Source organism: Tatumella sp. JGM94, assembly GCF_018257595.1.
GTDB lineage: Bacteria > Pseudomonadota > Gammaproteobacteria > Enterobacterales > Enterobacteriaceae > Tatumella > Tatumella punctata.
The window spans coordinates 215538-234405 of sequence record NZ_JAERJN010000002.1; the positions used below are offsets into that span (position 1 = coordinate 215538).

The 18868-nt window shown below is 52.2% G+C and carries 15 protein-coding genes and 1 pseudogene; 9 read left to right on the forward strand and 7 right to left on the reverse strand.

The window, feature by feature from the left end; translation table 11 throughout:
- Positions 1-111 precede the first annotated feature (111 nt).
- From JK216_RS02685 to fruA, 5 genes are all read left to right on the forward strand, one after another.
- A complete protein-coding gene (locus JK216_RS02685) occupies positions 112-1314 on the forward strand; it encodes an MFS transporter (RefSeq protein ID WP_212709959.1) in 1203 nt (400 codons plus the stop codon).
- A complete protein-coding gene (locus JK216_RS02690) occupies positions 1311-2150 on the forward strand; it encodes an SDR family oxidoreductase (RefSeq protein ID WP_212707177.1) in 840 nt (279 codons plus the stop codon). Before JK216_RS02685 ends, JK216_RS02690 begins: the two co-directional genes overlap by 4 nt.
- 394 nt (positions 2151-2544) lie before the next feature.
- Entirely contained in the window at positions 2545-3678 is a 1134-nt protein-coding gene (fruB, locus tag JK216_RS02695; protein ID WP_212711199.1) for a fused PTS fructose transporter subunit IIA/HPr protein, read from the forward strand.
- Complete coding sequence (gene fruK, locus JK216_RS02700) at positions 3675-4613, forward strand: 1-phosphofructokinase (protein WP_212707175.1); 939 nt, start codon at positions 3675-3677, stop codon at positions 4611-4613. The genes fruB and fruK overlap by 4 nt, the downstream gene beginning before the upstream one ends.
- Positions 4614-4633: 20 nt before the next feature.
- Positions 4634-6346: a PTS fructose transporter subunit IIBC gene (fruA, locus tag JK216_RS02705; RefSeq protein WP_212707276.1), complete on the forward strand. Its 1713-nt coding sequence runs from the start codon at positions 4634-4636 to the stop codon at positions 6344-6346.
- Between the two features lie 55 nt (positions 6347-6401).
- Here the strand turns inward: fruA and nfo are convergent, their stop codons facing one another.
- Positions 6402-7247, reverse strand: coding sequence for a deoxyribonuclease IV (nfo, locus tag JK216_RS02710; protein ID WP_212711200.1), 846 nt, complete (start codon positions 7245-7247; stop codon positions 6402-6404).
- A 58-nt stretch (positions 7248-7305) separates the two neighbouring features.
- Positions 7306-8364, reverse strand: coding sequence for a YeiH family protein (locus JK216_RS02715; RefSeq protein WP_212707173.1), 1059 nt, complete (start codon positions 8362-8364; stop codon positions 7306-7308).
- 143 nt (positions 8365-8507) lie between these two features.
- Here JK216_RS02715 and yieE point away from each other — a divergent pair, with 143 nt between their 5' ends.
- Both yieE and JK216_RS02725 read left to right on the forward strand, forming a co-directional pair.
- Complete coding sequence (yieE, locus tag JK216_RS02720) at positions 8508-9374, forward strand: DNA-binding transcriptional regulator YeiE (RefSeq protein WP_212711201.1); 867 nt, start codon at positions 8508-8510, stop codon at positions 9372-9374.
- 171 nt (positions 9375-9545) lie between these two features.
- Complete coding sequence (locus tag JK216_RS02725) at positions 9546-11024, forward strand: amino acid permease (RefSeq protein ID WP_212707171.1); 1479 nt, start codon at positions 9546-9548, stop codon at positions 11022-11024.
- A gap of 103 nt (positions 11025-11127) precedes the next feature.
- On the opposite strand, the gene fghA is transcribed toward JK216_RS02725, so the two are convergent.
- Positions 11128-11967, reverse strand: coding sequence for an S-formylglutathione hydrolase (gene fghA, locus JK216_RS02730; protein WP_212711234.1), 840 nt, complete (start codon positions 11965-11967; stop codon positions 11128-11130).
- Between the two features lie 67 nt (positions 11968-12034).
- Entirely contained in the window at positions 12035-12940 is a 906-nt protein-coding gene (locus JK216_RS02735) for a LysR family transcriptional regulator (protein WP_212711202.1), read from the reverse strand.
- 240 nt (positions 12941-13180) lie between these two features.
- Between JK216_RS02735 and folE the strand changes: the two genes are divergently transcribed.
- Together folE and yeiB are read left to right on the forward strand one after the other, a co-directional pair.
- Positions 13181-13846, forward strand: a complete 666-nt coding sequence (gene folE / locus JK216_RS02740) for a GTP cyclohydrolase I FolE (RefSeq protein ID WP_212707169.1) — start codon at positions 13181-13183, stop codon at positions 13844-13846.
- A gap of 64 nt (positions 13847-13910) precedes the next feature.
- Complete coding sequence (gene yeiB / locus JK216_RS02745; RefSeq protein WP_212711203.1) at positions 13911-15041, forward strand: DUF418 domain-containing protein YeiB; 1131 nt, start codon at positions 13911-13913, stop codon at positions 15039-15041.
- 129 nt (positions 15042-15170) lie between these two features.
- Here yeiB and sanA read toward each other — a convergent pair.
- The 3 genes and pseudogenes from sanA to cdd form a co-directional block, all read right to left on the reverse strand.
- Positions 15171-15860: pseudogene (sanA, locus tag JK216_RS02750) on the reverse strand (outer membrane permeability protein SanA); the annotation flags it as partial.
- 121 nt (positions 15861-15981) lie between these two features.
- Complete coding sequence (locus tag JK216_RS02755; protein WP_212707167.1) at positions 15982-17679, reverse strand: NAD-dependent malic enzyme; 1698 nt, start codon at positions 17677-17679, stop codon at positions 15982-15984.
- Positions 17680-17830: 151 nt separating this feature from the next.
- Positions 17831-18718 (reverse strand): cytidine deaminase, encoded by an 888-nt coding sequence (gene cdd / locus JK216_RS02760; RefSeq protein WP_212711204.1) that lies wholly within the window; start codon positions 18716-18718, stop codon positions 17831-17833.
- Positions 18719-18868 lie beyond the last annotated feature (150 nt).

Consider the following 18868-nt stretch of genomic DNA (forward strand, 5'->3'; position numbering starts at 1 on the left):
CCCCGCAGCGCTATGAACGATAAGGAGCGCTCTGGTGGAAATTATTACCCCGGGGGGGAGTGGTTCTTATTTTTTGCTATAGGCAGCTGAATAGATGTGGAGTCATAATTAATGTCTGAACAAACATTCTCCCGACAGAATGAGCGTATTCGCCCGCCTGTGGGGCTTTTCCCTGCGATGCTTGCCTTGGGAGCGGGCGGATTATCTATAGGGACGGGCGAATTCGCGCCGATGAGTCTTCTGCCGGATCTGGCGCGTGGAACAGGCGTCACTGTGCCTGTAGCGGGTGGCTATATCAGCGCTTATGCGGCCGGAGTTGTGATTGGTGCCCCGGCGATTACGGTGCTGGGGGCGCGTCATAACCGTAAAACATTACTGTTGGTGTTGCTGGTTATTGCATTTGCAGGCTATGCATTGACCGCTCTGGCCGCAGGTCATAATGCTATGCTGACAGCCCGCTTTATAGCGGGTATGCCTCACGGTGCCTGGTATGGCGTCTCCGCCCTGGTGGCGGCTTCAATGGTGTCACCGCAATATAAAGCCAGATATATCGGTTATGTCATGCTGGGACTGGCCATAGCCAACGTTGCCGGCGTTCCACTGGTTACCCGGGCGGGGCAGGCGCTGGGGTGGCGTATGTCCTTCTGGATCGTAGCCTGGGGTCTGGTCCTGACAGCCTTAATGGTTGTGTTGTTTATTCCATCTGTTGCGGCAGACAAGTCAGCATCCCCGCTGAAAGAACTTGGCGCACTGAAAAAGCCACAAATTCTGATGACATTTGCAGTCGCGTCGGTCAGTTTTGCCGGGATGTTTGCTGTATACAGCTTTATTACTCCTGCGCTGACGGATACAGCAGGGTTTCCTCTCGGGGCTGTACCTTGGATCCTTGCTCTTTGGGGAGCAGGTATGGTTGCCGGCAATATTATCGGCGGCCGGCTTGCTGATATTGCTCTGGTCCCTTCAATTTTTGGGATCATTCTCTGGAATATCGTTTTTCTCGGGCTGTTTTCCCTGACCGGTACCCTGAAAGCTCCGGCACTTATTGTGCTGTTTATGCTCGGATGTGGCTTTTCCCTCGTACCGGCACTTCAGTCACATATGATGAATATTGCCGGTGAGGCACAGACCCTTGCTTCATCACTGACTCACAGTGCATTTAATATTTCGAATGCCCTCGGCGCAGCAGCAGGCGGTTTTATTATCGTTTCGGGCGGTAGCTGGATTTCTACAGGCTGGGTAGGGGCGTGTTTTTCCATATTGGCACTTTTTATTATGTTTTTATCAGTACGTATAAAAGACAGGAGTCACACATGAACGACAAAATCATTAGTGCAGGTAATGTTGCTGTCATTACCGGTGCAGCAAAAGGTATCGGAGCGGCGGCGGCAAGAGTACTGGCCCAAAAAGGGATGACGCTGTTTCTCTTCGATCGTGACAAGTATCGGCTTGAACAACTGGCCAGCGAACTTGATACGAAAGTACAGCTGGTGGTGGGTGACATTACCTGTGGCGAACACCGGCAACAGCTAATGGACAAGGTTTACAGTGCCCGGCTAGAGGTGAGTCTGTTATTTAACAATGCCGGGGTCAAGATTACTGCCGGTGCCAGTGATTCCCCCGATCTGTGGAGAGAACAGATGGAGGTTAATCTGTTGTCAATGGTCGCGGTCCAGCATATGTTTCTCCCTGAAATGTTAAAAATGCCGAAAAAGGGAGCAATTGTTAACCTCGGGTCAAAGGAAGGCATTACAACCCCGCCGGGATTTGCGGCTTATAATGCTTCAAAAGCCGCAGTAAAAGTTGTTACTGAACAATTGTCGCATCAGCTGTTACAGGAAACCGGTACCAGACTCACGGCTCATCTTCTGGTTCCGGGCTATACCTGGACTGATATGAATGATCCGGGTATGGATGAGCATAACGGTAAAAAACCGCATGAAGCATGGACGGCAACACAGGTTATCGACTATTTTCTGCCGCGCTTTGAGCGCGGGGACTTCTACATTATCTGTCCTGATAATGCCGTTACCAGTGAAATGGATGCTAAACGCATCCTGTGGGCTACTCAGGATATCACCGAAAACCGTCCGGCTCTGTCTCGCTGGCATCCTGACTGGAAGGCTGCTTTTGAAGGCTGGATGAAAAGCTGATATTCCTCGCGAGTCTGTTTCATTCAGCACAACATCTGATTTTACAGGGCGCCGGGGTTGACTCCCGACGGCAGGCGACGGGCTGTGCGGGTGGATTAGGCGCTGACCCACTGCGCCCTGATACTGTTTGCTGAAGCTTGCTGAAAAGGATTCGCGTCAATGATTTGTATCAATTTTCTCTGAGCAGAATACCGTAGAATCGTCAGTAACAATTATGAATTGTGCGTGGCCTCAAAAATTTACAATCGAAATCCGGTTATTTCTTGCGGCATAATCATTTCGACTTCAGTATAACTGATACGTTTCAGCGTTTATGGGGATCCTGTGTTCAGACCGGGTGATTTTTTTTCGGGAAGTTGCTGAAACGATTCAACAGCAGATAGCGAGGAGTACTATGTTCCAGCTCGATGTTCAGGCGATACACACGGGTGCCAGCGCCAGTGATAAAACCGATGCTATTCGTCAGGTTGCGGCGGCATTAGCTTCTGCCGGTAATGTGACCGAAGCTTACGTCAGCGGAATGCTGGCACGCGAACAGCAAACTTCTACTTTCCTCGGCAATGGTATTGCCATACCCCACGGGACGACCGATACCCGCGATTTGGTATTGAAAACCGGCGTGCAGGTATTTCAGTTTCCGCAGGGCGTTAGCTGGGGTGAAGACCAGACCGCCTATGTGGTGATTGGTATCGCGGCCAAATCTGATGAACACCTGACTTTACTGCGTCAGCTGACACATGTGTTAAGTGATGACAGCATTGCTGAAACACTTAAAACCGCGTCAGCTGAAGAATTACGCGCCATTCTGATGGGGGAAAAACAGGCGGCAGAATTCCGTTTTGATACCTCAATGATTGTGACGGATGTTGCTGCGGCTGAACTGATGACCCTGCAGGCACTGAATGCCGGCCGGTTACAGGCCGCCGGCGCGGTAGATGCTTCTTTTGTCAGTCAGGTAATTTCTGCCAGACCACTGAACCTGGGACAGGGTATCTGGCTGAATGACAGTGCCGCAGGCAATATTTTCAGTGCGATTGCGGTCAGTCGTCCGGCAACGCCTTTCACCACGGCAGACAATGAACGGGTTGCGCTGTTGATTACGGTCTCCGCTATCGATGATCAGCCTCTGAGCGCGTTAGGTTATCTGCATAAATTATTAGTCAGTAATAACGCCGGACAACTGCTTACCGCCGATCAGGCAGGCATTCTGTCATTGCTGACCAGTGAGTATGTGGCAGCCAGTGAAGCCGTTACGGCTGAGTTTGTTATCCGCAATGAGCATGGTTTGCATGCCAGACCAAGTACCGCACTGGTGAGTGTAATCAAAGGCTTTAACAGTGATATTACTGTCACTAATCTTGATGGCAGCGGTAAACCAGCCAACGGACGCAGCCTGATGAAAGTCGTTGCCCTCGGGGTCAAAAAAGGCCACCGGCTGCGTTTCACTGCCAGCGGTGAAGATGCCCATGCGGCAATCGACGCTATCAAAGCCGCCATCGATAGTGGTCTCGGGGAGGGTGCAGCATGAGCAGAAGAGTGGCGACTATTACATTAAACCCGGCATATGACCTGGTGGGCTCGACCCCGGCAGTGGAACTCGGTGAAGTTAACCTGGTGAAAACTACCGGCCTGCATGCTGCAGGTAAAGGTATCAATGTTGCTAAGGTACTCAAAGACCTGGGGATTGATGTCACTGTGGGTGGCTTTCTGGGCAAAGAAAACCAGGACGGGTTTCAGCAATTATTCAGTGAACTGGGGATTGCTAACCGTTTTCAGGTAGTTGAGGGCCGTACCCGGATTAACGTTAAGCTGACTGAGCAAACCGGTGATGTGACAGATTTTAACTTCTCCGGTTTCAGTGTCACCCCCCGCGACTGGGATCGTTTTACGACGGACTCCCTTAGCTGGCTGGGTCAGTTTGATATGGTCTGTGTCAGCGGAAGTCTGCCGGAAGGTGTTTCCCCGCAAGCCTTTACCGAATGGATGAAAGCCCTGCGTTCCTTATGTCCGTGCATTATCTTTGACAGCAGCCGCAGTGCACTTGAAGCGGGGCTGAAAGCAGCACCATGGCTGGTTAAACCTAATCGCCGTGAACTGGAAACCTGGGCCGGAAAACCACTGCCAACCCTGCAGGATGTGATTGACAGCGCCCACCGGTTACGTGAAGAAGGGATTGCCCATGTGGTGATCTCTCTGGGGGCCGAAGGTGCATTATGGGTTAATGCGTCGGGTGAATGGCTGGCGAAGCCCCCGGCCTGTGAAGTCGTCAGTACTGTGGGGGCCGGAGACTCAATGGTCGGCGGGCTGATTTATGGCCTGCTGATGCGTGAGTCCAGTGAGCATACCTTGCGGCTGGCAACGGCAGTGGCTGCACTGGCTGTCAGCCAGAGCAATGTAGGCGTCTCCGACAGGGCACAACTGGCGGCAATGATGGCACGTGTCGATTTACAACCCGTCCACTGACAGCAGAAGAGGAATAAATGATGAAAGCGCTGCTGATAACTGATGCATCACTGGGCAAAGCCAGTGCATTTTTTGCAGGCAAAGCGGCTGAAGCTGCTGCCGAAAAAAGCGGAATTACACTTACCACCTCAGCGGAAGATGCAGAACTGGTGATTGTTGCAGGCAATACTCTGCCTTCTGACGGCGGATTGTCAGGGAAAAAACTCTGGCAAGGTGAATTGCAGGCGTTACTGAATGATAGCGTGGCTTTTCTGACCACTGCCCGTGAACAAGCCAGCGAATGGCAGGCCACCGATATTGCCGAATCTGTCCTGCCGGCGGTTGACCTGCCGGGCGGACCTAAGCGTATTGTTGCGGTCACCGCCTGCCCGACCGGTGTGGCGCATACCTTTATGGCGGCAGAAGCGATTGAGGCAGAGGCGAAAAAACGTGGCTGGTGGTATAAGGTCGAAACCCGCGGTTCAGTCGGGGCTGGCAATGCGATTACGCCCGAAGAAGTTGCTGCTGCAGATCTGGTCATTGTGGCTGCAGATATCGAAGTGGATTTGGCAAAATTCGCCGGCAAGCCAATGTACCGGACCTCGACCAGCCTGGCATTAAAGAAAACTGCTCAGGAATTTGATAAAGCCCTGAGTGAAGCGAAACCCTACAACCCGGCCGGCAGTCCGGCGGCTGCAGCGGGTAGTGGTGACAGCAGTAAAGAAAAGGCCGGTGCTTACCGACACCTGCTGACCGGGGTGTCTTACATGCTACCGATGGTGGTGGCCGGCGGGTTATGTATTGCTCTGTCTTTTGCCTTTGGTATCAATGCCTTTAAACAGGAAGGCTCACTGGCAGCCGCACTGATGCAAATCGGTGGTGGCAGTGCGTTTGCCCTGATGGTGCCGGTACTGGCCGGGTATATCGCTTTCTCGATTGCCGATCGTCCTGGTTTAACCCCGGGCCTGATTGGCGGTATGCTGGCTACCAGCACGAATGCTGGCTTCCTCGGGGGGATTATTGCCGGGTTTATTGCCGGTTATGTGGCTAAATTTATCAGTACCCGGCTGAAGTTACCGCAAAGTATGGAAGCGCTGAAGCCTATTCTGATTATACCGCTACTGGCCAGTCTGGTGACCGGATTGCTGATGATCTACGTTGTCGGTAAACCTGTTGCGGCGGTAATGGAAGGACTGACCCACTGGCTGGGTAATATGGGAACGGCGAATGCGGTGCTGTTAGGCGCGGTATTGGGTGGCATGATGTGTTCGGATATGGGCGGACCGGTCAATAAAGTGGCCTACGCGTTTGGGGTGGGTCTGTTAAGTACCAAAACCTATGGGCCTATGGCTGCGATTATGGCCGCCGGTATGGTACCACCGCTGGCAATGGGTCTGGCGACGTTGCTGGCCCGTAAAAAATTCAATCAGGGACAACAGGAAGGCGGTAAAGCAGCACTGGTGCTGGGCTTATGCTTTATTTCTGAAGGGGCGATTCCGTTTGCCGCCAGGGATCCTATCCGTGTGATCCCGTGTTGTATGGTCGGGGGGGCGGTAACAGGCGCAATTTCTATGGCGGTTGGCGCACAGTTGATGGCACCTCATGGCGGTTTGTTTGTTCTGCTGATCCCCGGTGCGATCACCCCGGTATTAGGTTATCTGCTGGCGATTATTGCGGGTACTCTGCTTTCAGGTATCGCCTATGCGCTGCTGAAAAGACCGGAAACGGTGGCAGCAACCACGGCTACCGCCTGACGGCTGGCAGCAGAAAAAAAACCCGCGGCGCACAGCGCCCCGGGTTTTAGTTTTTTCAGGCCGTTTGTTGCGCTTTCAGCCAGGCGATTTCGTCTTTCCAGATCTCCGGATCAACGGTTTCCAGAATTAACGGAATACCGTCGAAACGTGGATCTTTCATCAGCCAGCTAAAAACGGTATTGCCGATATTTCCCTGGCCCAGGCTATGATGCCGGTCGACCCGACTGCCGAACTCGCTTTTTGCATCATTAAGGTGCATGCCGCGCAGATACTTAAAGCCGACCACCCGTTCAAATTCCCTGAAAGTCGCTTCACAGCTTTCGACGCTGCGTAAATCATAGCCAGCGGCAAAAGCATGGCAGGTATCGATGCACACCCCGACCCGGCTTTTGTCTTCAACCTGGTCAATGATTTCCGCGAGATGTTCAAAACGAAAGCCGAGGTTACTGCCCTGACCGGCGGTGTTTTCTATCACCGCAGTCACTCCTTCGGTCTGATCAAGGGCAATGTTCACCGACTCAGCAATCAGTTTCAGACAGGCTGACTCAGTAATTTGCTGCAGATGACTGCCGGGATGAAAATTAAGTAATGACAGCCCCAGTGATCCGGCCCGCTGCATTTCATCGATAAAAGCCAGCCGTGATTTTTCCAGCGCTTCACTGACCGGATGTCCCAGATTGATCAGGTAACTGTCATGGGGCAGGATCTGTGCCGTACTGAAATTATATTTTTCACAGGCCTGGCGAAACGCATCAATAGTTTGTGATGTCAGTGCTGCGGCCCGCCATTGACGCTGATTTTTGGTAAACAGAGCAAAAGCGGTAGCTTCTAATTCGTGTGCGAGCAGGACTGCATTTTCGACTCCGCCAGCAGCGCTGACATGCGCACCAATAAACTTCATAGCCGTTTCTCCTCAGTATCGGGCTTGCGATAGATTTAACACTATAATACCTGAGGAATTACTTCATAACATGCCATAGCAACAGATTGACCGCGGCACCACCAATAATCAGCCAGATAAATATCAGCAGACCCAGCAGCATGGGTTTCAGCCCCGCTTGTCTGAGTTGCCTGGTGCGGGTTGTCAGCCCCAGGGCCGCCATGGCCATTGCCAGCATCAGATTATCGGTATGATGGATAAGTTGCAGCACAGGTTGCGGCAATAAATGGAAAGAATTAATCCCTGCCACCAGCATAAACAGCAGCGCAAACCACGGGAAACGAATCTTGCCCTGCGGACCGGCATGCTGCGGGAGGGTGCCGGTGAGCCACTGACTGAGCAATAACAGAAAGGGTGCCAGCATCATCACCCGCAGCATTTTGGCAATGACGGCACTGTTTTCTGCTTCAGTACTGATCGAATGACCTGCCGCCACGACCTGGGCAACTTCATGGACTGTGGACCCGGTATAAATACCGAATTGTGCGGCGGTCAGGGCAGGGTACAGAGGATGGATAAGATTCCATAGTAACGGATAAATTATAATTGCACTGCTGCCGAAGATCACCACTGTCCCTATCGCCACCGCCGTGTGATTTGCTCCGGCTCTGATCACCGGTCCGGTGGCCAGTACCGCAGCAGCGCCGCAGATACTGCTGCCAGCCCCAATCAGCCAGACGGTCTGCCGGTCGAGTTTCAGCCAGCAGATCCCCGCCAGACAGGTCAGAAAAAAGGTACTGCTCAGCATAATAAGGTCGGCAAACAAGCCCTGATAACCGATGGTCCCGATTTGCTGAAAAGTCAGGTTAAAGCCGTATAAAATAATACCGCCACGTAACAGGTAATGTTTACTGAAATTTATTCCGGCTGTGCAGTGCTCACTGATGCGGGCCGGAAGCAGATTACCGATAATCATTCCCGCAATAATCGCCAGGGTTAGAGTGCCCAGTCCCGTGGCTGTAATTTGCTGAATCTGTGTCAGCAATATACTACCGGCAGCGATCAGCACGGTGACGGCTATACCACTTAGCCAGTTAATGGCTGCGGCAGGATTGTATCCCTGGTATCGGGTGTGCATGGCATTCTCCTCTGTATGCTGAACACCCGCGATCCTGCATTGATTTTCATTAAAAGAGAAATTGATTATAATTTTATAATTAACCATTATAAGTGGTAAGTAAGTTAGCAGCCTGGTCTGCGCGCCTGCCGGAGGAAAAGAGCATGCATATTACCCTGCGACAACTGGACGTATTTTGTGCAATTGTTAAGAATGGTTCCACCATTCAGGCTGCCCGACAGCTGGCCTTGTCTCAGTCTGCTGTCAGTGCGGCCCTTGCAGACTTGGAAAACCAGCTGTCGGTACAGTTATTTGACCGGGCAGGAAAAAGACTGGTGGTTAACGAACATGGCAGGTTGCTGTACCCGAAAGCCATCTCTTTACTGGAACAGGCAAAAGAAGCCGAACAGTTGTTTTGTGATGATGAAGGGGCGATACAGATCGCTGCCAGCAGTACCATCGGGAATTATTTACTGCCGGCAATGATGGCAAATTACCGTCGCGACTATCCCCATTCCCCGCTGGAACTGACTGTGGGTAACAGTCAGGATGTGATTCAGGCAGTAAGCGATTTTCGTGTGGATGTGGGGCTGATTGAAGGCCCTTGTCATGTGACCGGGATTGTCAGTGAGAACTGGATGGATGATGAGCTGGTCGTTTTCGCAGATCCCCGTGCTGATATTTTCTCCCGGCCGGTTACCCTTGAAAGACTGGCGTTATCACCGTGGATCCTTCGTGAACGGGGATCCGGTACCCGTGAGATTGTCGATTACCTTCTGTTATCTTATTTACCTTATTTCCGGGTCGGGATGGAACTGGGGAATTCCGAAGCCATCAAACATGCGGTCCGTTATGGTATGGGGATCAGCTGCCTGTCACGGCGGGTAATTACCGACCAGCTGGAAAATGGCAGCCTGCGACAGGTAGCGCTGCCATTACCGCCACTGACACGGACCCTGTACCGGATCCATCATCAGCAGAAGCATTTATCCCGCGCATTACTGCGTTTTTTGTCCTATTGTCATGAATAAAATGATAGCCAAAAGAACCGGCGAGGCAGTATTTATTCCTGCTTTATGGCAGGTTTGCTAATAATCGCCGGACAATCATGAAGGTAACTAATAACAACCGTGGTAATGCTATACAGTGATAAGTTAGCTGGTACAATCGCGCCTCATTTTTATCCAGCATAGTGTTTACTGATGAATAATAATTCAAATACCACAGATAAGCCTGCCCTGAAGCGCGTATTAAAAGCCCGCCATCTGACCATGATTGCCATTGGCGGTTCAATTGGTACCGGTTTGTTTGTTGCCTCAGGTGCCAGCATTTCTCAGGCAGGGCCGGGGGGAGCATTGCTCTCTTACGCCGTTATTGGCCTGATGGTCTATTTTTTGATGACCAGCCTCGGGGAACTGGCCGCTTACATGCCGGTCTCCGGTTCTTTTGCAACCTACGGGTCAAAATATGTTGAAGAAGGGTTTGGTTTCGCCCTCGGCTGGAACTACTGGTACAACTGGGCGGTAACCATCGCTGTTGATCTGGTGGCAGCGCAACTGGTCATGGGCTACTGGCTGCCGGAAGTACCGGGCTGGATCTGGAGCTGCCTGTTCCTGGCGATCATCTTCCTGTTGAATGTGATTTCCGTTAAAGGCTTTGGTGAAGCTGAATACTGGTTCTCACTGATTAAAGTTGTCACCGTAGTGGTATTTATCATTGTCGGTCTGCTGATGGTCACCGGGATTATGCGCGGCGCAGGTACAGGCGGCGGCTGGCATAACTGGACTATCGGCGATGCGCCTTTTGCCGGCGGTTTTTCGGCCATGATTGGTGTGGCTATGATTGTGGGGTTCTCTTTCCAGGGCACTGAACTGATCGGTATTGCTGCCGGGGAATCCGAAAATCCGGGTAAAAATATTCCGCGCGCGGTCCGGCAGGTTTTCTGGCGTATTCTGCTGTTTTACGTGCTGGCGATTCTGATCATTAGCCTGCTGCTGCCTTATACGGACCCGCGGCTATTGCACAATGATGTTAAAGATATCAGTGTCAGTCCGTTTACTCTGGTGTTTCAGAATGCCGGGTTACTGTCTGCTGCAGCGGTGATGAATGCGGTGATCCTGACGGCAGTGTTGTCTGCCGGTAACTCCGGGATGTATGCTTCAACCCGTATGCTGTTTACCCTGGCTCAGGAAGGTAAAGCGCCAAAGATTTTTGCGCGCCTGACGGCAAACGGGGTGCCACGTAACGCCCTGATTGCGACTACGGTAATTGCCGGCTTATGTTTCCTGTCGTCAAAATTTGGTAACCAGACAGTATATCTGTGGTTACTGAATACCTCTGGTATGACCGGATTTATCGCCTGGCTGGGCATTGCCATCAGCCACTATCGTTTCCGCCGTGGCTATGTGGCTCGCGGACTGGATCTGGATGCCTTGCCTTACCGCTCCGGATTATTCCCGCTCGGTCCGGTGTTTGCTTTTGTGCTTTGTCTGCTGATTACTCTCGGACAGAACTATCAGGCCTTTATGGAAGACCATATTGACTGGTATGGGGTTACGGCAACCTATATCGGTATTCCGTTGTTCCTGTTGATCTGGCTGGGCTATAAATGGTCCCGCGGCACCCGGTTTGTCAGATATCAGGATATGGAATTTCCTGCTGTCGGTGAGGATAAGCACTGATACTGACTAAACAGCGATAAAGTAAAAAAACCATGCCGCGGCATGGTTTTTTTACTTACAGCAGAGGTTAATGTTGCGCTGATCGCCGTCCGGCGACGGCAGACTATTCTGCGTCGTCCTGTAAATAACGGGAATGGAACCGCAGGTGGTCGTCTATCACGCTGGCAATAAAATAATAGCTATGATCGTAGCCTTGCTGCCAGCGTAATGTGAAATCGAACTGTTGCTGACGTGCTATTTTTTCCAGGGCTTCTGGTTGTAATTGCAGGGGCAGAAAAGTATCGGCACTGCCCTGGTCAATCAGTACCGGCACCCGGTGAGAAGCTTGTTGCATCAGGGCACAGGCATCATAGCACTGCCAGTCAGCAACATTTTCCCCAAGGTAAGCCGTAAATGCTTTTTGTCCCCAGGGCACCTGCGCCGGATTGACAATCGGAGCAAAGGCCGAAACAGACGTAAAGCGGCCAGCCTCACGCAGGGCCAGTACCAGGGCCCCGTGTCCGCCCATGGAGTGCCCCATAATCGCCTGACGACCATTGAATGAAAACAGTCTGTCCAGTAATGACGGTAATTCAGTGGTCAGATAATCGTACATGCGGTAGTGCTGGTTCCAGGGGGTACGGGTGGCATTCAGGTAAAAACCGGCCCCCTGTCCCAGGTCATAGGCAGCATCATCGGCAACATGCTCTCCGCGCGGGCTGGTATCAGGCATGACTAGCGCGATACCGGCTTGTGCAGCCAGCCGCTGGGCCCCGGACTTTATCGAAAAATTCTCATCGGTGCAGGTCAGACCGGCAAGACACCAGATCAGCGGTACCGGGCCGGTAGCGGCCCGCGGGGGTAAAAACAGGCTGAATCTCATGGTGCATCCCAGCACCGCAGAATGATGTTGCCAGCGTTGCTGGCGGCCGCCGAACATCAGGTGTTCTTCGCAGAGTGTCATCTCGGACATAATGGCTCCTGTCTTGTTCTCAGAGTGCATCACTGCCGGTCCGGGCAGTGATGCGTTATTACAAATTACCGGTGCTGACTGGCCGTCCGGAGGCTGGCGGCGGGGTAAATAAGGTCAGCATTAATTCTTTCAGTGCTTCGACATTGGGGGTAAATGCATCCCGTCGCCAGATCAGACAGGTTGACACCTTCCCATACTTTTCGGGCAGAGGGTGGGTTTTAATCCGTGTACGATCGCTGATTTGTGCCAGTACCGAGGCAGGCGCAATGGCCAGTCCGGCCCCTCCGGCCACACAGGCAATCATGGCATGATAAGAATGTATCTCCATAATACTGCCCGGCTGAGCATCTCCTTCGCGGAACCACTCTTCCAGTTTTAACCGGTAAGAACAGCTGTTACGGAAGGCGAAAAAAGTTTCACCCTGTACATCCCGCGGGCAGGTGACCCGGTTGCGTTCGCTACTGGTGATCAGCACCAGCTCTTCTTCAAAAGCCACACAACTGTTTAACTCATCGTAACCTTCCGGTCTGTCGGCCAGTGCCGCCGCAACCGTACCTTCGCGGACCTGATCGATAATTTCACCTGAAGTGCCGGTGATCAGTGACAGAGAGACGGCAGGGTAGCGCTGATGGTAAGCCGACAATAACGCCGGTAACCGGGTGGCGGCAGTGCTTTCCATGGTGCCAAGAGCAAAGTTACCCGAGGGTTCACCCTGGCGGGTCATACTGATGGCTTCTTCGCTCAGGGCAAGTATACGCTGAGCATAGCCGAGGAAATTGTGGCCCATCGGTGATAAACGCACCCGCTGCTTTTCGCGGATCAGCAGAGCGGCCCCCAGTTCTTCCTCAAGTTGTTTTAGCCGGGTCGTCAGATTTGAGGGAACCCGGTGCAGTAGTTCCGCGGCACGGGCAACGGAACCGGTTTCTGCGACAGCACAAAACATCCGGAGCTGGACCAAATCCATAATTATTCTCTTTATGAAACTAACTTTAAACAGGTTATTCACGATTTGAGTTATTTTACGGCCAGAGCCGATGCCAGGCAACCTTGTTGTGCGGAGTAATCAGTGAATATATTTACACAGTGATAAAGGATGATTGCGGTAAGAGACTGGATAATCCTCGTGGACTGCTTCACAATATGCGCTGATGATGATGCTCCGTCCGCATTCAGGGCAGAGAATTCACCTGCCGGAGAAGAAATAATGTCCATTTTTAGTCAGGAAGCGGCACTGGTACATGAAGCACTGGTGGCACGCGGTCTGGAAACCCCTTTACGTAAGCCTGCGCGTGAGCTGGATGACCAGACACGTAAATCGCTTATTGCCGGTCATATGACCGAAATTATGCAGTTACTGAATCTGGATTTGCAGGATGACAGCCTGACCGAAACGCCTCATCGTATTGCTAAAATGTACGTCGATGAAATTTTTTCCGGTCTGGACTACGCGAATTTCCCAAAGATTACGGTTATTGAAAACAAAATGAAGGTCGATGAAATGGTCACGGTACGTGATATTTCCCTGACCAGTACCTGTGAACACCATTTTGTGACGATCGACGGTAAAGCGACGGTCGCTTATATCCCGAAAGATAAAGTGATCGGTCTTTCAAAGATTAACCGGATTGTACAGTTTTTTGCACGGCGTCCGCAGGTACAGGAACGTCTGACCCAGCAGGTGCTGGTCGCGCTGCAAACTTTGCTCGGAACCAATAATGTCGCAGTGTGTATTGATGCGGTGCATTATTGTGTCAAAGCCCGCGGGGTGCAGGATGCCACCAGTGCAACCACCACCACCTCACTGGGGGGATTATTTAAGTCGAGTCAGAATACCCGCCAGGAGTTTTTACGGTCCGTCAGACATAACTGATCTCTTTTTTACAGGGTCCGCCGGTGAATACGGTGCCGGCCCTGGCTTGCTTTGCAGGACACCCATGCCACGTTATCCCCAGCTCGATTTTATCCGTGGTGCCGCGATCCTCGGTATTTTACTGCTTAACATTATCAGCTTTGCTTTACCTTCTGCGGCTTACCTGAATCCGGCCTGGCAGGGCACTGTCAGCCTGGCGGATACTGTCTGCTGGGCAGCTCTGGAGATGGTGGCCCGCCTGAAATTTCTTAATCTGTTTGCACTGTTGTTTGGGGCCGGTCTGGTGTTCCTGCTGCCCAAAGGAACGGGCTGGCTGCAATCCCGACTGGGATGGCTGATTGTTTTTGGTTTGCTGCACGCAGTACTGCTCTGGGAAGGAGATATCCTGGTCGCATGGGGGATAGCCGGTATACTGAGCTGGCGGCTGATCCGGGACGCTCGCAGCTGGCAGACATTATTACGCACCGGGATACTGTTTTATACGGTCGGCTGCCTGATGTTGCTGGTGTTTGGCATGTTATCTGGCGGGCAGGGCGGCAGTAGCTGGTTACCCGGTCTGGCGGAAATCGCTTTCGAGAAACAGACGAAACTGCATCCCGGGCTGGTGGCCATAAATTACCGGCTCGATCATCTCGGGTCTATGCTGCTGGCGTTTTTTACCCAGTACGGCTGGGAATTGTCCGGACTGATGCTGGCCGGTGCTGCACTGGTACATAACGGCTGGCTGATCGGTAAGCGGAGTCAGACTGAATATCTCCGTAGCGGCGGATTATTACTGGTGGCAGGATTTTCTCTGGAAGCCGCCGGGGTGACTGCCCAATGGCTGACTGGCTGGTCATTTCGCTGGAGTGGTTTTTATCTGCAGTTGCCCGGAGAAATTGCCAGTCCGCTGGTCAGCCTTGGCTATGTATCCCTGGTGCTCGGCTTCTGGAAAAAAATAGCAGCCAGCAGAGTGTGTTATCTGCTGTGTTGTGTTGGCCGGATGGCCCTGAGTAATTACATTTTACAGACACTGATTTGCACTCTGATTTTTTCGACTGGCGGGTTGTTTATGCATTTTCAACGCTGGCAGTTATTGCTGATCGTTCCCTGTATCTGGCTGGTCAGTCTGTTGTTTTCCGTCTGCTGGCTGCATTTTTTCCGTCGCGGACCGCTGGAGGCCCTGTGGCGGTATCTGACCCGGCAAACCGCCTGAATCAGAAGTACTGGTATTGTTGTGTACCGGAGGCTGCGGGAGCACTTTGACGCTGCCGCTGGCTGGATTACCCGGCGAGTGTTTATCGGTGGCTGCCGGTGCCGGCCGGGGGGCCGCTGGCATTGTATCGACCTGCCACGGGGTCACCGCCGGATAGCCGGGACTGTTTTCCGGTATTTCTGTCACCGAGGGTATCGGGATTAATGGTCCGAGAAAACGCGGTTCACTTTTGAATATATACAAGTCTGCCAGTGCAGCCAGGCGCGCACCAATCTCGCGGATACGGATCCCCAGCATATTTTTCGGTGAAGGGACCGCATAACACTGTGCGCGGATCCCCTGGTGCATAGCGATAAACAACGCCCTTTCACAATGGAAACGCTGAGTGATGATAATAAAGTCATTGGTATCAAAGACTTTTCTTGTGCGGATAATTGAATCCAGGGTTCTGAATCCGGCATAGTCCAGCACAATGTCGGCCGGATCGACTCCGCCTTTGATAAGATCTTTACGCATGGTGCGGGGTTCATTATAGCTTTGCAGGGCATTGTCGCCGCTTAATAACAGGTAATTGACTTTGCCGCTGTTATAGGCGTTCAGTGCACCCTGAATGCGGTATAAATAGTACTGATTTGGTTCACCGCCACGGTAATATTTTGACGTACCGAGCACCACGCCGACTGCACGATGGGGTAAATCACTGACGTTTTCATAGATATAAGGTGCAGTCTTCCAGCTGATCCAGCGATCGAGACCTAATGCTGTTACTCCTGCCAGCAAAATCAGGCAACAGGTAATGGTAAAGATACGTCTCAGCATGCGGCCTTATTACTCACTTATTGACGGTTAAAGTGACTCAAGGGTACTTGAGCCACTTCGGGCAGGCAAGGTCTGATATTGGCTCCGGCAATGTCAGAGAGTTACTACCGGGAAGCCGCTGTCAGATTGAGGTACGTCGATAGTGACGGTACAGGGGTTTCCAGAAGTTATCTTCTACTGCCTGTGAAAGAGCCTCTTCTGACGTTTCCGCGGCCACACCTTCGGCCTGTGCCGCTTTTGCAACGGCTATCGCGATATAACGGGAGACCTGCTGGATATCTTTTAACTCTGGCAGAACAGCACCTTCACCGCGGGTCGCTAACGGTGAGCAGTCGGCCAGCGCCCGACTGGCGCTCATCAGCATGGCATCGGTGATCCGGCTGGCTTTAGAAGCCAGTACACCAAGACCGATTCCCGGGAAGATATAAGCATTATTACACTGTGCAATCGGATAGGTTTTATCCTGCCAGGTCACCGGGGCAAAGGGACTGCCGGTGGCGACCAGGGCTGCGCCCTCGGTCCAGGCGATCAGATCGGCAGGTACCGCTTCAACCCGTGATGTCGGATTAGATAACGGCATAATGATTGGCCGCGGACAGTGGCGATGCATTTCCCGGATAATTTCTTCGGTAAACAGCCCCGGTTGTCCGGAGACGCCAATCAGTACGGTCGGTTTTGCGTTACGTACAACATCCAGCAGAGATACAGCATCGTTTTCTGTCTGCCAGCCGGCAATATGCGCAGAATCCTGAATCAGGCGGGTCTGGAATGGCAGCAGGTTGGTGAGTTTATCCGTGAGCAGGCCATAACGATCGACCATCATTACCCGCTGACGGGCCTGTTTATCGCTCAGTCCGTCCGCTTTCATCTCGGTAATAATTTGTTCTGCAATTCCGCAGCCTGCAGAGCCGGCACCGAGGAAGACGACGGTCTGCTCAGAAATCCGGCTTCCGGCAGCGCGGCTGGCCGCCACCAGGGTGCCGACAGCGACGGCTGCAGTGCCCTGGATATCGTCGTTAAAACAGCACAGTTCGTCGCGGTATTGCTCCAGCAACGGCATCGCATTTTTCTGAGCAAAGTCTTCAAACTGCAACAGAACATTGGGCCAGCGGCGCTTGACGGCCGAAATAAATTCGTTCACAAATGTTGTGTACTCTTCGCCGCTGATCCGCGGATGACGCCAGCCCATATACAGAGGATCGTTGAGTAATTGCTGATTGTTAGTACCGACATCCAGCGCTATGGGTAACGTATAGGCAGGGCTGATGCCGCCACAGGCGGTATACAGTGAGAGTTTACCAATAGGTATTCCCATACCACCAATGCCTAAATCGCCTAAACCGAGAATTCGCTCGCCGTCAGTGACGACAATAACTTTGACATTCTGCTTAGTGGCATTTTGCAGCATATCTTCGATATGCTCACGGTTAGGGTATGAGATAAAAACACCGCGGGCACGGCGATAAATTTCAGAAAAGTGTTCACAGGCCGTGCCGACGGTCGGGGTATAGATGATTGGCATCACCTCTTCCAGATGGTCATCCAGCAGACGGTAAAACAGTGTCTCATTGGTATCCTGAATATTACGCAAAAAGACGTGTTTATCGTTATTGTTTTTAAATTGCTGAAACTGGTGCCAGGCACGTTCTGCTTGTTCTTCGATAGTTTCTACGGTTTCAGGAAGTAATCCGTTAAGATTAAATTCGTTACGTTCTTCCTGCGTAAAGGCACTGCCTTTATTAAGTAACGGAAATTCTAACAGAATAGGGCCGGCATAAGGGATATACAGCGGGCGTTTGCTTTCGTAATCGAGTTCCATGTCGTGCATGCTCCTCAGCGTTTTCTCCGGCGGCCACAGCGGCTGGCCGAAGGTATCAGGGTAAGACAAAAATATAGCCTTCAGCTGCCGATGATAAGCAGAAAAAATCAATAAAATGTTAATGCCGCCGCAAATTTAGCCGCGGCGGGGGCTACAGTGACAGACTGACCTCTCGTAACTGATCACACCCCAGAGCCGCGAGGGTTGCCCGGGTCGCCGCCAGCTGACTGACTGCGGCCTGTTCAGATTCGGCCAGTACCGCTTGCTGAATATCAAGGCAATTGCCCTCCTGTAAGTTAAGCAGTATCAGGGCGGATTGTAACGGCGGCAGTGACGGGTTATAGGCGGCATTTTCTGCATAGCGACCTGCATAAATAGTACCGTTGCTGGTCATTAAGGCCACTCCGCTATAGGCAGAAGAATAGGGAGCATAGCTTTTAGCCGCCGCCCTGATAGCCGCCTGTTGCAGGGCATCACCACTGACCGGGAAATTCTGCGTCTGGTCATCCATCAGCAGATCACTGATCTGCAAATCTGCAGGGCCAAAAGCATCGGGCAGATAGTCGGCCAGAGTTCGTGGCGGTTTACCGGGCAGACACAACACCAGCTCTCCGCCACTGTTGAGTTCATTCATAAACTGACGACAATGGCCGCAGGGGGTGTAGTTGACGGTCACCGCCGCCAGTTTCTTTTCACCGGACAGCCAGGCATGGGTGATAGCGCTCTGTTCGGCATGGACTGTTTGCTGCATGGTGGCGCCGCGGAATTCCATATTGGCGCCGAAGTACCAGTTGCCACTGGTGCCGCGGGCGATTGCGCCGACATTAAACGCGGATAATGGTGTCACCGCACAACTGGCAGCCAGTGGCAGTAAGGCCAGAGCCAGGGCATTCTCGTCCAGACCTGTGTCTGCGGTTAACTGACTCACTGTCTGCGCGGACAGAATCGCTGTAAACTGCGGATCCTCCAGCACAGGACGCAGGGCGGCCTGTAAGCGGGGAGTCAGTGTTTCAAATGCGGTGGTGTAACGTGGGTGCATACGAAGCCTCATTCAGTGAAACTGCGGTATCTGATTTTTATATGTGATCTCTATCAAATGCACAATGTACACGGCGGTTTGCATTACAACTTTGCGCGATTCATCGCAAAGTTTTTCTGACAGACATCAAGATTCAGAGGGAAGGATGAA

Bases quoted from the DNA above. Each gene is read 5' to 3' on its own strand.
- nfo (WP_212711200.1), bottom strand. From the start codon at position 7,247: ATGAAGTTTATTGGTGCGCATGTCAGCGCTGCTGGCGGAGTCGAAAAT.
- fruB (WP_212711199.1), top strand. From the start codon at position 2,545: ATGTTCCAGCTCGATGTTCAGGCGATACACACGGGTGCCAGCGCCAGT.
- JK216_RS02755 (WP_212707167.1), bottom strand. From the start codon at position 17,679: ATGGAACTCGATTACGAAAGCAAACGCCCGCTGTATATCCCTTATGCC.
- fruA (WP_212707276.1), top strand. From the start codon at position 4,634: ATGAAAGCGCTGCTGATAACTGATGCATCACTGGGCAAAGCCAGTGCA.
- JK216_RS02725 (WP_212707171.1), top strand. From the start codon at position 9,546: ATGAATAATAATTCAAATACCACAGATAAGCCTGCCCTGAAGCGCGTA.
- cdd (WP_212711204.1), bottom strand. From the start codon at position 18,718: ATGCACCCACGTTACACCACCGCATTTGAAACACTGACTCCCCGCTTA.
- yieE (WP_212711201.1), top strand. From the start codon at position 8,508: ATGCATATTACCCTGCGACAACTGGACGTATTTTGTGCAATTGTTAAG.
- JK216_RS02715 (WP_212707173.1), bottom strand. From the start codon at position 8,364: ATGCACACCCGATACCAGGGATACAATCCTGCCGCAGCCATTAACTGG.
- yeiB (WP_212711203.1), top strand. From the start codon at position 13,911: ATGCCACGTTATCCCCAGCTCGATTTTATCCGTGGTGCCGCGATCCTC.
- folE (WP_212707169.1), top strand. From the start codon at position 13,181: ATGTCCATTTTTAGTCAGGAAGCGGCACTGGTACATGAAGCACTGGTG.
- JK216_RS02690 (WP_212707177.1), top strand. From the start codon at position 1,311: ATGAACGACAAAATCATTAGTGCAGGTAATGTTGCTGTCATTACCGGT.
- fghA (WP_212711234.1), bottom strand. From the start codon at position 11,967: ATGACACTCTGCGAAGAACACCTGATGTTCGGCGGCCGCCAGCAACGC.
- fruK (WP_212707175.1), top strand. From the start codon at position 3,675: ATGAGCAGAAGAGTGGCGACTATTACATTAAACCCGGCATATGACCTG.
- JK216_RS02685 (WP_212709959.1), top strand. From the start codon at position 112: ATGTCTGAACAAACATTCTCCCGACAGAATGAGCGTATTCGCCCGCCT.
- JK216_RS02735 (WP_212711202.1), bottom strand. From the start codon at position 12,940: ATGGATTTGGTCCAGCTCCGGATGTTTTGTGCTGTCGCAGAAACCGGT.